This window comes from Gilliamella sp. HK2 (genome assembly GCF_001690265.1).
GTDB classification, from domain to species: Bacteria; Pseudomonadota; Gammaproteobacteria; order Enterobacterales; family Orbaceae; genus Gilliamella; species Gilliamella apicola_C.
The window spans coordinates 38,019-50,463 of sequence record NZ_LZGV01000013.1 but is presented as its reverse complement, the minus strand read 5'-3'; the positions used below and the strand labels follow the sequence as shown (position 1 = coordinate 50,463).

The 12,445-nt window shown below is 35.8% G+C and carries 12 protein-coding genes and 1 pseudogene; 5 read left to right on the top strand and 8 right to left on the bottom strand.

What is annotated here, in order from left to right:
• The first annotated feature begins 35 nt into the window (after window positions 1–35).
• Window positions 36–839, top strand: coding sequence for a sulfate transporter CysZ (gene cysZ / locus A9G45_RS00695; RefSeq protein ID WP_065566301.1), 804 nt, complete (start codon window positions 36–38; stop codon window positions 837–839).
• An 8-nt stretch (window positions 840–847) separates the two neighbouring features.
• On the opposite strand, the gene A9G45_RS00690 is transcribed toward cysZ, so the two are convergent.
• The 5 genes from A9G45_RS00690 to pdxS all read right to left on the bottom strand — a co-directional run bounded on the left by A9G45_RS00690 (window position 848) and on the right by pdxS (window position 4,602).
• Window positions 848–1,036: a YpfN family protein gene (locus A9G45_RS00690; protein ID WP_065566287.1), complete on the bottom strand. Its 189-nt coding sequence runs from the start codon at window positions 1,034–1,036 to the stop codon at window positions 848–850.
• Window positions 1,037–1,078: 42 nt separating this feature from the next.
• The gene (gene dapE / locus A9G45_RS00685; RefSeq protein WP_065566302.1) at window positions 1,079–2,218 is read right to left on the bottom strand and encodes a succinyl-diaminopimelate desuccinylase; all 1,140 of its coding nucleotides are present in this window, start codon (window positions 2,216–2,218) and stop codon (window positions 1,079–1,081) included.
• A 13-nt stretch (window positions 2,219–2,231) separates the two neighbouring features.
• Entirely contained in the window at window positions 2,232–2,591 is a 360-nt protein-coding gene (locus A9G45_RS00680) for an ArsC family reductase (RefSeq protein ID WP_065566288.1), read from the bottom strand.
• A 533-nt stretch (window positions 2,592–3,124) separates the two neighbouring features.
• Window positions 3,125–3,712 (bottom strand): pyridoxal 5'-phosphate synthase glutaminase subunit PdxT, encoded by a 588-nt coding sequence (gene pdxT / locus A9G45_RS00675; RefSeq protein ID WP_065566289.1) that lies wholly within the window; start codon window positions 3,710–3,712, stop codon window positions 3,125–3,127.
• Between the two features lie 2 nt (window positions 3,713–3,714).
• On the bottom strand, window positions 3,715–4,602 hold the full coding sequence (gene pdxS / locus A9G45_RS00670; protein ID WP_065566290.1) for a pyridoxal 5'-phosphate synthase lyase subunit PdxS: 888 nt from the start codon (window positions 4,600–4,602) through the stop codon (window positions 3,715–3,717).
• A gap of 185 nt (window positions 4,603–4,787) precedes the next feature.
• Here pdxS and A9G45_RS00665 point away from each other — a divergent pair, with 185 nt between their 5' ends.
• Window positions 4,788–6,197: an aminotransferase-like domain-containing protein gene (locus tag A9G45_RS00665; protein WP_065566291.1), complete on the top strand. Its 1,410-nt coding sequence runs from the start codon at window positions 4,788–4,790 to the stop codon at window positions 6,195–6,197.
• A gap of 6 nt (window positions 6,198–6,203) precedes the next feature.
• Here A9G45_RS00665 and A9G45_RS14830 read toward each other — a convergent pair.
• Window positions 6,204–6,812: pseudogene (locus tag A9G45_RS14830) on the bottom strand (IclR family transcriptional regulator).
• 624 nt (window positions 6,813–7,436) lie between these two features.
• Between A9G45_RS14830 and A9G45_RS00650 the strand changes: the two are divergent.
• Both A9G45_RS00650 and A9G45_RS00645 read left to right on the top strand, forming a co-directional pair.
• Window positions 7,437–7,700 carry a SemiSWEET family transporter gene (locus tag A9G45_RS00650; RefSeq protein WP_081297764.1) on the top strand — a complete coding sequence of 88 codons (264 nt, stop codon included), beginning with the start codon at window positions 7,437–7,439 and terminating at the stop codon, window positions 7,698–7,700.
• Between the two features lie 369 nt (window positions 7,701–8,069).
• The gene (locus tag A9G45_RS00645) at window positions 8,070–8,462 is read left to right on the top strand and encodes a DUF1161 domain-containing protein (RefSeq protein ID WP_065566294.1); all 393 of its coding nucleotides are present in this window, start codon (window positions 8,070–8,072) and stop codon (window positions 8,460–8,462) included.
• A 68-nt stretch (window positions 8,463–8,530) separates the two neighbouring features.
• Here A9G45_RS00645 and asnA read toward each other — a convergent pair whose 3' ends face one another.
• Window positions 8,531–9,523, bottom strand: a complete 993-nt coding sequence (gene asnA / locus A9G45_RS00640) for an aspartate--ammonia ligase (RefSeq protein WP_065566295.1) — start codon at window positions 9,521–9,523, stop codon at window positions 8,531–8,533.
• A gap of 487 nt (window positions 9,524–10,010) precedes the next feature.
• Between asnA and A9G45_RS00635 the strand changes: the two genes are divergently transcribed.
• The gene (locus A9G45_RS00635) at window positions 10,011–10,970 is read left to right on the top strand and encodes a hypothetical protein (RefSeq protein ID WP_065566296.1); all 960 of its coding nucleotides are present in this window, start codon (window positions 10,011–10,013) and stop codon (window positions 10,968–10,970) included.
• A gap of 159 nt (window positions 10,971–11,129) precedes the next feature.
• Here A9G45_RS00635 and fabB read toward each other — a convergent pair whose 3' ends face one another.
• Window positions 11,130–12,341 carry a beta-ketoacyl-ACP synthase I gene (fabB, locus tag A9G45_RS00630; RefSeq protein ID WP_065566297.1) on the bottom strand — a complete coding sequence of 404 codons (1,212 nt, stop codon included), beginning with the start codon at window positions 12,339–12,341 and terminating at the stop codon, window positions 11,130–11,132.
• Between the last annotated feature and the right edge of the window lie 104 nt (window positions 12,342–12,445).

The window sequence follows — 12,445 nt, the reverse complement described above, 5'->3', positions numbered from 1 at the left end:
AAAAGGAATCGAATGTGGCGCATAATAATTTAGAAATCCGATCGCAACATCGGTATTCACAAACCAATCAACCAAAAAATCAACCAACAACAGGTGTTGGGTATTTTTTTAAAGGATGGTCATTGGCGTTTAGCCCAGGTATTAAGCGATTTGTTTTTTTACCCATAATCGCCAATGTGGTGGTTATGTCGATATTATTTTATTGGTTTTTTCATACCATCTCGGGCATGGTCGATTGGGGATTATCGTATATGCCAAGTTGGTTACATTGGTTAGGGTATATCCTCATTTTAATGGTTATATTGATGTTGGTTGTCCTATTTTGTTATTTTTTTAGCACTATAACTAATATTATTGCCGCACCGTTTAACGGTTTATTGGCCGAACAGGTTGAGGCGCAGTTAACGGGTATTCCAGCTCCAGATATATCGTGGATTAGTATCATTAAAGATCTGCCACGTATTTTTGGCAGAGAACTACACAAACTCGCCAATTATCTATTATGGGCGATCCCCATATTGTTAACTTATTTTATTCCTGTTATTGGACAATCAATAACGCCTGTGGTTTGGTTTTTATTTACTGCTTGGCAAATTAATATTCAGTATGCTGATTATGCCTTTGATAACCATAAAATAACTTTTCAGCGTATGAGTGAGTTACTTAAACAAGATCGGGGTGATAATTTAACTTTTGGCATATTAGTCAGCTTTTTTACTATGGTACCGGTGCTTAATTTAATTATTATGCCTATTGCAGTGTGTGGCGCAACAGCAATGTGGGTTGATCGCTATCGTCATCAAGCACTATTTGATAGTAGTGCCCAAGATTTTCGCTAAGGCAGGTGTTACTTTTTGTTAGTTGAATTTTTTGATGGCCAATCGTCGTCGTCATCTTGATAGGGGATAGGTTTTATCCCTTTCTTTTTTTCAAGATATGCTTTGTAACTTAGCCGATTCAGTGCTTTAATAGCATTAATAAAAATCCCAATTAAAATCACCACAATCATCCACCAGTAATCTTTTAACCACTCCATGCTATTTCCTTTTAAACTAATTGGATAACGACACAATGATAGCTATGTTAGCAACAATTTTTCTAAAATGCGGTGATAAATCGCAGTTAAGGTAATAATATCTTGGCAATTAGCGTTTTCATTGACCTTATGTATAGTTTTATTAAGTACGCCAAGTTCAATAACTTGGCATCCCATTTGAGCAATAAAACGCCCGTCCGATGTGCCGCCACTGGTCGATAGCTTAGTGTCAATATCGGTAAATTCTTTAATGGCACTAACCGCTGCATTAGTTAAATCGCCTTGTGGGGTTAAAAATGGGTGCCCTGATAATCGCCAATTTAACGTATAATTTAAATTGTGTTTTTGTAAGATCTGCTCTACGCGTGTTTTAATTGCCGTGTCAGTCAATTCACTACTATAACGAAAGTTAAATTGCACACTCAGATCACCAGGTACAACATTTTCAGCACCAGTGCCACCATTAATATTGGCAACTTGCATTGTCGTTTGTGGAAAGTATTGATTGCCTTCATCCCAAATAGTGTTAACAAGCTCGTCTAATGCAGGGGCAAAACGATGAATAGGATTATCCGCAAGGTGCGGGTAAGCGACATGACCTTGAATTCCATGTACAATTAAATTGGCAGTGAGTGATCCGCGGCGTCCATTTTTAATCTGATCACCAAGTACAACGTCACTGGATGGTTCGCCTACAATACAGTAATCAACACGTTCTTTTCGTTTAATAAGCAAATCAACGACTTTAACTGTGCCATCACTTGCATCGGCTTCTTCATCTGATGTAATTAAAAAGGCCACTCGCCCAGCATGATTTGGGTATTGCTTAACAAAATCTTCTGCGGCACAAACCATTGCTGCAACACCACTTTTCATATCAGATGCGCCACGACCATAAAGCACACCGTGTTCATCAATGGTCGGTGTAAACGGCGGGTATAGCCATTTGCTTTCATCACCAACTGGCACAACATCGGTATGTCCAGCAAACATAAGAGTTTTACTGGTGGCATCACCATGATAAGCCCATAAATTTTTGGTTTGCCCAATATTCACTTCTTCAATAATAAAACCAAGCGGTTTTAATCGCTCAATAATCATCTTTTGACAGTTTTTATCGTCAGGGCTTATTGATTTTTCAGCAATGAGTGCTTTGGTTAGCGCAATAACAGGTTCAGTCATAATAGTCTCGATTTTATTTAGATTGCGAAATAAATTGCGAATAAAGTTCATTTGAAAACCCCAACACAGCACGCTTGCCACCATCAATAAGCAAAGGGCGTTTTAAAATGGATGGGTTGGTTAACATAATCTTTTTTGCAGATTGCACATCATTTATTTGTGAACGGACGGACTCATCTAATTTTCGCCAAGTTGTTCCTCGGGTATTAAGTAAACTTTGCCAATCGACTAATTGCAAAAAAATATCTAAAAGATCTTCAGAAAGACCATCAGTTTTATAATTATGAAATTGATAACTGACATGGTGATCATCAAGCCAAGTAAAGGCCTTTTTCATTGTATTGCAGTTTTTAATGCCATAGATGATGTACATAATAGAGATCCAAGTTTGAAAGATAACAAAATTATAGCAGTATGGGCATTGTGCAGCAAATTGCAAGAAACTATTTGGTTAGATATCTTATTATTGATTGATTTAGTGTCATTAATTTTTTATCCCTTGGTTTTATCTTAAAATAGAAATAAAACCAATGTGGTATCTGATGTTTTTTGGTGAAAAATTAAGTTATCATATAAAAATTTAAAAACTTGCTACCCTTTTTTTAACAAAAAATTAAAACTAATAAAAACAATTGGTTATAAAACCATTTTCAAAAAGGGTTTTTGAAGACAAAAATCCTATTTGCCTTTTGCCAAACAAAGTTTATAGTATATTTGCTTCTAGTTTACCGCCGTGTAGGCGGTTTAGAAATATAATAAAGTCTTTATCAAAGAAAGGATACAGTTTACCGCCGTGTAGGCGGGTGCGTTTATAATGACAGTAAAAATCTATTGGGAATTTAAAGGACAATTAGCTATTAGATAAGGATAGCCTTTAGGGATTTTATATAAAATCCCTTATTTAATTTAGCATTTATCAACAAAGTAACGCATAATGCGATTATCATTAGTTAGTTCGGGGTGAAAGGCGCAAACTAGGATATTGTTTTGTTCTGCCATAATACAATGCTGTTGGACAAATGCGAGTTGCTGAACAGCTTTTCCTGCTTTGGCAATATAGGGGGCTCGAATAAATACAGCGGGTATTTGTAGACCAACAACTGGTATATCTAAGGTTGTTTCAAAGCTGTTAACTTGGCGTCCAAATCCATTTCTTTCAACACTTATATCGATTAAATTTAATAACTCTACTTCGTTATGTGTTGTGCTTTTACCGCAAAGCACAAGCCCAGCACAAGTGCCAAAAATACCTTTGCCTTGTTTAGCAAATTGTTGAATGGGTGTTAAAAGCCCATTTTGTTTGATTAAACGGCTGATTGTTGTGGATTCTCCACCTGGAATAATTAAACCATCTAACCTTGCTAATTGTTCAGCTTTCTGAACTAAAGACGTTTGTACATTGTTGATACTACTTAACATTGTCATATGCTCACTTACCGCACCTTGTAAATTGAGCACACCAATATGCTTGATACTTGGTTTTGATGAATACATTATTACCAACCCCGATCTTGCATTCTTTCAGATTGAGTCAGTGTGCTAATTTCAATGCCTTTCATTGCTTCGCCTAAACCTTTTGAAAGCTGAGCTAAGCGTGGATAATCATCAAAATAAGTCGTGGCTTGTACAATGGCTTTGGCAAATTTTTCAGGGTTTTGTGATTTAAAAATTCCAGATCCAACAAAAATACCATCGGCACCAAGTTGCATCATTAATGCCGCATCGGCGGGGGTTGCTATGCCGCCTGCGGCAAAATTAACAACGGGTAATTTTCCTTGCTGTTTGATTTGTAAAATCAGTTCGTAAGGTGCATTTATTTCTTTGGAAAAGGTCATTAATTCATCTTTTGATTTACTGACCACTAGGCGGATTTGTTCATTGACTTTACGCATGTGGCGCACAGCTTCAACAATGTTACCCGTGCCGGGTTCACCTTTGGTGCGTAGCATTGATGCACCTTCGTCAATTCGGCGTAGTGCTTCACCTAAATCACGGCATCCACAAACAAATGGTACGGTAAATTCATCTTTAAGTAAGTGGTACTGTTCATCGGCAGGGGTTAATACCTCGCTTTCATCAATATAATCAACGCCCATCGATTCTAGAATACGGGCTTCAATAATATGGCCAATTCGAGCTTTAGCCATAACAGGTATACTCACAGCGTTCATCACTTGCTCAACAATGGTTGGGTCAGCCATTCTAGCTACGCCACCAGCCGAGCGGATATCCGACGGTACTCGTTCTAGTGCCATCACTGCAACTGCGCCAGCTTGTTCGGCAATTTTGGCTTGTTCTGCATTAACAACATCCATAATTACACCGCCTTTTTGCATTTGTGCCATGCCTCGTTTAACGGTTTGTGTGCCTGTAACTTGGTTCATCTTTTACTCCTTTTTAGGTTTATAATGGCGATATTGTTTAACTTTAATTCGTGTGGAGTATTATTCAAAAATAAAGCACAATAAAAAACAGCCAATTGGACTATAATAAAACCATCCAATTTTGGGTAAATTTGCTGTAACAAAAATAATTAAAAAACGGGCTAAACCATTAAAGTGGAATAATAATGTGGGATAAACAAAAACTGGTACCATTTACTGGAGCGCTTTTTAAAAAGGTGACGCAACTAATAGAACACTATATTGAGCAGGGCGTGTTGTTCGCGGGTGAAAGGCTACCTTCAGAACGTGATCTGGCAAAAAAATTATGTGTTAATCGCTCAACCGTGGTTCATGCGCTGGAGTTGTTAACAGAACGGGGTGTGCTGATCCGCCGTCAAGGGAGTGGCACCTATGTCAATAAGCAAAAATGGGGCGTGCAAGCTTATTCATCGATTAATTGGCGTTTACCTGCACATTTTTATCATAATAAACAATCATTTTATCAGCAAAAAGTAGCACAAATTCGCGAACAACAATTGTGTATTTGTGATCTGGCTAATGGTGATTTACCAACACATTTAATCCCCAAGCTCCAGTTGCCAAATATTTCGTTAAATGAATTAATTATGCACGAAAAAAACAGTGATATGTTGCAATTAGGTTTGCCATCGCTTAAAGCACAAATTGCACTTTATATGCAAAGCCAGTTTGCTATGCAAGTTGATATTAATGAAATTTTAATTACATCAGGTACGCAACAATCATTATTTCTTATTACACAGGGCTTACTTAAACCTGGCGATGCAGTTGGTATAGAGTCTCCTTCTTATTTTTACTCATTACCTTTGTTTCAAGCAGCAGGATTACGTTTATATGGTATTGAATGCGATAATGAAGGCATAACGCTTGATAGCCTATCAAATTGTGTACGGCAACATCAAATAAAATGGTTATTTTTAAATCCTATTTTTCAAAATCCAACAGGGTTTGTTATGAGCAATGAGCGAAAGTTGGCAATATTGGCATTTTGCCGGCTACAATGTATCGGGATTGTTGAAGATGATGCTTATAGCCGTCTAGCATTTACTCCTGATTTAACTGTAACGCCAATTAAAAAGTATGATCAGCATAACCAAGTTATCTATTTAGGGTCGTTATCAAAATATATTGGGCGTAATATTCGTGTTGGGTGGATGTTAGCTCCGCATAATATTATCGAAAATTTAGCCAAAATTCGTCACCATATTGATTCAGGTTTAAGTATATTGCCACAATTATTAGCTCAAGAATATTTACAACGTTATCACGCTTCACACCAACAACAATTACGTCAAGCGCTACAAATCAAAGCTGAACAGTTAATGCAGTGGTTAGATAGCTATTTTGGTGGTGATATTACTTATCAAGCGCCGTTGGGTGGTTTTCATCTGTATGCACATTTGCCCGTGAGCACGGTGGCGCAAGAATCAACCTTGCTTAATCAATTGCTGTCAAAAGGGATAATTGTATCGCAAGGTGCCGATTTTGGTGACGAACTTGGCACCATTAGGTTAAGCTTTGGTCATTTTGATCAGCAACTGAATATGGACAAATAAAATAGATTAGTTTTTTATTTTGTCAGATAGCATTTTCGTTGCACTCAGTAAATATTGAACAAACTCGTTGATTCTTTCACTTGGCATTTGAAATCGAACCCCTGATGTGCTAATTGCGGCAATGACTTTGCCACTTTTATCATAAACTGGTGCCGCTAAGCAGGTCACTTCGTCAAAGTCTTCGGCGTTATCAAATGCCCAACCTTGTTCGCGTATTTTTTTAAGTTCCTTTTTGTATGCCGTTTTTGTGGTAATTGTGTTTTGTGTTTTAATCACTAAGTTTTCGTTTGGATATAACTCATCAATACGCTGTTCAGGTTCCCATGCTAAAAGTGCTTTACCAAGAGCAGAGCTATGCAATGAAAGCTTGCGACCTAGCTAGCTTTTGACCTGAATTGCGCTAGGGCTTTCGACTTTGGCTAAATAAATCGCTGAGTTGCCGTCTAATATGCCTAAATGGCAAGCAAGTTGTGTTTTATCTCGCAAAAATGAAAGAGGCTCAATGGCTAGCTCTTTTATATCAAATTGTTCAATTGCTTTATTGCCAAATTCGTAAAAAGCGAGTCCTAAAAAGTATTTTTCTTCATTTTGTCTTAATAAGCCATTAGTAATCAAACTGGCAAGTAATGTTGATTTACTTTAGTGGTTGTTTTTTAATCGATTCATAAAAATGTCAAATAATCAAAATATTAAAGAGTTATCAACAAGCTTATTCAATACTTATTAAATCCAACAGTGAATAATATTTTAAGTTAGCTTTGGCATTATTAGTTAAGCCAGTGATGAAGGTTTGCTTCAAAATTTGTTCTGACGATTAAACTTAATTTGCTTGTTTTATTTTGGCGTATAATCCTGTAATTTATTGTTATTATTAATAAAATTGATATTTGTCTTCATTAGCTTTTCGATATGAGATATATTCAGATGAGTGGAAATTACCAATCAATAATTATTCCTTAAGCATAATTAAATCATTTTGCCAATTATTAAAATTAGTTTCATCTTATTATTTATTATTAAATTGTGTTATAAATAATTGAAGCTGTTTTGTAACTTAATGATTAAATAAAAATCCTTGGCAAAGAATGTTAACTAAATAAGTTAAATTTAGTTAATGGATTGTTTTACGTTGATCTTCTTAGGGCTACTGAACCTTAGTGGGTTGTTTACTGATCATGCCCTAAATGGTTATAATTAATACATACTTTAATAAGTAATAAATGATATTAGGAGGCTGTTTTGCATCTTTCACCAAAAGCTTTTCGTGTTTTAGGGATTGTTGCTACATTTGCATCATTAGGGATGTATGTTTCTTATATTCCTCAAATCATTGATAATTTACATGGGCTTAAATCAAATCCTACTCAGCCATTAGCAGCTGCGATTAACTGTTCACTTTGGGTTTGCTATGGTTTATTAAGAGAAAAGAAAGACTGGCCAATTGCAATTGCTAATTCGCCGGGTGTGTTTTTTGGCTTAATGGCTTTTTTTACCGCTTTATAAATAAGGTAAAGCTATTGAACGGTAATTAATTATAGGGTTATTGCTTTTTTGTGGGAATTTTGCTCTCAATGATAATGCAAGGTCTTTTGAATCAGGTTGAAAAAGTAAGCTTTTTTAAGCTAAATAAAATCATAACTAGAGAAGTTTAATATTTGATCCCTTTAAAAATTATTTAATAATCAATGGGATTTTTAGTTATCAACAGGTTTGTTAAACTGTTATCAAACTTTACTGTGAATAAGTTGTGTTAGCAGATTTATTGGATATTTAATTATGCGCAATGTTATTTGTAGTTGTAATTCAAAAAGTAAATTTACCAATCATTTTCTATTACAGATGGTCGTTAAATTACATATAAAAGGAAAAAAAATGAAAAAATTAATCGGCATGTTTTTACTTTGTTTACCGATGTTGGCGGCGGCATCAAATTGTGATGAAATTAGCCGTAACATTGCCGAAAAAATCAAAAATAATGGTGTAGATCCGTCACTGTTTCAGCTGAAATTAGAATCGGTTGATAAGCCAGAACAGCAAATTGAAGGTAAAATTGTGGGATCATGTGATCGTGGTCAGCAACATATTATTTATGTTCGTTTAGATAGCTCTACAACCACGTCACAAACACCGTCAACTAATGCAAAAGATGAGCCTACACAAAGTGATGACGACAACTTAACACAGCCCTCAACAATTAATCCAACAGAAGAACAAAATGTTCAACCGACTCCCCAAGATAATCAATCAGCACCGGTACAGAATTAATTATCAGTAGTTAGTCACATTTTTGAGTCAAAAAATAGGGCGTAATGCCCTATATTTTTATGGCATAGTTATAGTAAATGGTTGTAATTTGCTTTGGTATCATCGCTCCATACACTTGCTTGTACTTGGCCAATGTGTTTTTGCTGTAAAAGTAGCATGGTTAGTCGTGATTGACCAATACCGCCACCAATCGTTTGTAATAAATCCCCATTGATTAAAGCTTTATGCCAAGCAAATTGCAAGCGATCTTCGTCATTAGTCAACTTTAATTGGCGTTTTAATGTTTCAGGATCGACACGAATACCCATTGATGAAATTTCAAAGGCACTATTTAATACCGAATTCCATACTAAAATATCGCCATTCAAACCTTTAGAGCCTAAATCGTTATTGCTACTCCAATCATCATAATCGGGGGCACGCACATCGTGTCTTTCATTATTTGAGAGCTTACCGCCAATACCAATTAAAAATACAGCGCCAAGCTCTTTGGTGATGGCGTTTTCGCGTTCTTTGGGCGGTAAATTTGGATAGCGTTTTAAAAGTTGTTCGCTATCGATAAAAGTGATTGATTCGGGTAAAAAGCGTGAAAGATGATATTGTTGAGATACCGCTTTTTCGGTTGCTTTAATAGCGGCATAAATATTATCGACAGTTTGTTTTAAATAAGTTAAATTGCGATCTTCAGGGCGAATGACCTTTTCCCAATCCCACTGATCAACATAAACGGAATGAATTGGCGAAAGCTGATCTTCGTCAGGGCGCAATGCTTTCATATTTGCATAAATTCCCTCGCCAGCTTCGAATTGGTGATCACTTAAAATCTTACGTTTCCATTTTGCAAGTGAGTGTATAACTTCATATTGTGCATTAGGAATTGCTTTTACCTTAACTTGTACTGCGTGCTCAGTTCCTGACAAATTATCTTGAATACCATCGCCCACTTTGCTTAATAACGGGGCTTGCACTTCAATAAGTGATAAACGCTCGGCAAGCTGATTGGCAAAAAATTGCTTAACAAAGCTAATTCGCTGCTGTTGCTCTTTAAATGATATCGTCATGTTTACACTCTAGTTATTTAGTTTTTGGTGTATGAGTAAGGTAAACTAGATGAGTACATTTTGCAAGATGTAGATAGAGTATTAAAACAAGGTTTTATACGTATTTAGTTTTATGGTTTTTGATAATTTAGCGCATGGCTAAAATAGAGAAATTTATAAAATTAATTAGAATTACATAAAAACAGTCAGAAAACCAATTGATTTTATTTGATTTTTTAATTTGTTACTATATTTCAAATATATAATTAAATAATCCGTGCTAATCAAAATGTTATTGATAAAATAGGCAATTACTATAACAAAATAAAAAAAAGTGAAGTGAGAGGCGAGAATTATTGATGTGAGTGTCTTTAATCGAAATAATTTGGAGTATATTTAATGAATCATCCTCGCAAAGCAGTAAAATTGATGCTGATATTTATCAGTACATTAATGGTTATTAGTATATGTCTATTCTATTTTTGTTTTTCTGCGCAAAGTAAAAATTATGTTGAATCGGAAACTATACCTATGGACTATACAATTTATCCTTCAACTATTCCATGGAGTAGTTGATCCTGATAGCTTAGTAAAATTTATTAAACATGCTTGGCAATGGGATAAAAATGCAATGCCTTATTATTATGACTTTCTTACTTTTCAAGAGCTATACAATGATGATGAAAAAGAAGAAGGAATGATGTCATTTACCGAGTTTATGCGTAAATATCGCGATCAGTTAGTGGATAATGCCGGTAACCCACTAGTTGAACCTAAAGTGTTTAGAAGTATTAAAATGAGAGGTTATTTATGGGATAAGTTTGCCGATTTAAAATATCCCTATTTTGCTTATCGTAAGAGTAGTTATTATGCTCCTTGTGGATTTGATGAAAGAGGAATAGCGAGACTATGCAAAGATGAACAATTAGAAAAAAGTATTGAATATCTCAATGATGCCATTGAAGGTGGCTATCATTGCTACGAAAAATTGATAGCCCAAATGTTATTTCAACAAGGACGTCACTATAAAAATCAGCAATATAAGCAACTGAATAAATTAACTGAATACCGAAAATCCTTAAAATCAGAAGATTTAAAACTGTCGATTGATTATGCGCAGTTAATGGCGGAGCATAGCTCGATTATTGGTATATTACGGGTTACCGAAGCCTATTTATATGGATTAGGTCGTGAGCATGATATTGTTAAAGCCTATGCATGGTCGCTATTAAGTGATTATGCTAAACAAAAAATCGAGGAACAAGGTAACAATTTAGCGTGGGATTCTGAGCAACTCCCCCCAGTTTGGGAATATAACGAGCAAATTCAAAATCATTTAGAACAGATCCTCACCCCAGCACAAAAACAAGCAGCGCAAGGTTACCTGACAGAGATAACAGCCAAAATTGTAAATTGGAACTATAATCGTTGGCGTGATGAAATTGAGGATTTTCATCCAAAACCTTAATTTATTGGCATTATTAATTTCAGTTAAAATTGCTCTTTAATATCAAGCATAATATCATTAATTAAGGTGAGTTTATGGAGTTATCTAATATAACGTTATCAATAAAAAACCGTTCTTAAATAAACGGTTTTTTATTGATTGATACTAACTTAATGCTTATTAAGCTTTGTATTTTTTCATTACAATTGAGGCATTAGTGCCGCCAAAACCAAAACTATTTGACATGACTGTTGTGAGTTCACGTTCAGTTGGTTCGGTAATAATATTCATACCAATAGCCGCTTCATCAAGTTCATCAATGTTGATACTTGGAGTAATAAAGCCATGCTCTAACATTAATAATGAATAGATAAGCTCTTGTGCGCCAGTGGCACTTAATGAGTGGCCTGTCATTGATTTGGTTGATGAAATCGCTGGAATGTTATCACCAAAAACTTGTTTGATTGCCCACAATTCTTTGACATCTCCAACTGGGGTTGATGTACCATGAGTATTGATATAATCAACAGGTACATCTAAGTCTTGAATAGCTAGTTGCATACAGCGCATTGCACCTTCGCCTGATGGTGCCACCATGTCATGACCATCTGATGTTGCACCATAGCCAACAAGTTCACCGTAAATATGAGCTCCACGCGCAAGAGCATGTTCTAGTTCTTCAACAACAACCATACCCGCACCGCCAGCAATAACAAAACCATCACGGTTTTTATCGTAAGCACGTGATGCCTTTTCTGGAGTGTCGTTATATTTGGTTGATAAAGCGCCCATAGCGTCAAATTCGCAAGACATTTCCCAGCAAAGCTCTTCACCACCGCCAGCAAAAACAATATCCTGTTTGCCAAGTTGAATGAGCTCCGCTGCATGACCAATACAGTGAACCGATGTTGCACAAGCTGATGTCATTGAATAGCTAACACCTTTAATTTTAAATGGGGTTGCTAAACAAGCCGAAATTGCTGATGACATTGATTTGGTTACTGCATAAGGACCAACTCCTCGTAATCCTTTTTCTTTCATGCCAGCAACGACATTGTATTGTGTCTTAGTTGAACCACCATAGCCCGCAATTAGACCAGTACGAGGGTTAGAAACTTGTTCAGGGGTTAATTTTGCATCTTCAATAGCTTGTTGCAAAGCAAGATAACCATAAATAGAAGCATCATTCATAAAACGAACAACTTTGCGATCAATCAATCCTGTAGTATCTAGTTTGACATTTCCGCATACATGGCTACGCATACCGCTATCTTTCATTTCTTGAGAAAAGGTAATACCGCTACGGCCAATTTTTAGTGATTCTAAAACTTCTTTAGTATTATTCCCAATACTTGAAAGAATTCCTAACCCTGTAATAACAACACGTTTCATTTACTATTTAGCTCCTAAGTTATATCTGGCTTCATACAAAAAAGTGCGTTGATTATAGCGTACAGTTGTAAGCTGAACAATACTTTGCCGTGTTTTTTATTTCT

What these genes read in the sequence shown, in the direction of transcription:
- A9G45_RS00690 (WP_065566287.1), bottom strand. Translation starts at nt 1,036, where the DNA reads ATGGAGTGGTTAAAAGATTACTGGTGGATGATTGTGGTGATTTTAATT.
- dapE (WP_065566302.1), bottom strand. Translation starts at nt 2,218, where the DNA reads ATGACTGAACCTGTTATTGCGCTAACCAAAGCACTCATTGCTGAAAAA.
- A9G45_RS00680 (WP_065566288.1), bottom strand. Translation starts at nt 2,591, where the DNA reads ATGTACATCATCTATGGCATTAAAAACTGCAATACAATGAAAAAGGCC.
- pdxT (WP_065566289.1), bottom strand. Translation starts at nt 3,712, where the DNA reads ATGTATTCATCAAAACCAAGTATCAAGCATATTGGTGTGCTCAATTTA.
- pdxS (WP_065566290.1), bottom strand. Translation starts at nt 4,602, where the DNA reads ATGAACCAAGTTACAGGCACACAAACCGTTAAACGAGGCATGGCACAA.
- A9G45_RS00665 (WP_065566291.1), top strand. Translation starts at nt 4,788, where the DNA reads ATGTGGGATAAACAAAAACTGGTACCATTTACTGGAGCGCTTTTTAAA.
- A9G45_RS00645 (WP_065566294.1), top strand. Translation starts at nt 8,070, where the DNA reads ATGAAAAAATTAATCGGCATGTTTTTACTTTGTTTACCGATGTTGGCG.
- asnA (WP_065566295.1), bottom strand. Translation starts at nt 9,523, where the DNA reads ATGACGATATCATTTAAAGAGCAACAGCAGCGAATTAGCTTTGTTAAG.
- A9G45_RS00635 (WP_065566296.1), top strand. Translation starts at nt 10,011, where the DNA reads ATGTTGAATCGGAAACTATACCTATGGACTATACAATTTATCCTTCAA.
- fabB (WP_065566297.1), bottom strand. Translation starts at nt 12,341, where the DNA reads ATGAAACGTGTTGTTATTACAGGGTTAGGAATTCTTTCAAGTATTGGG.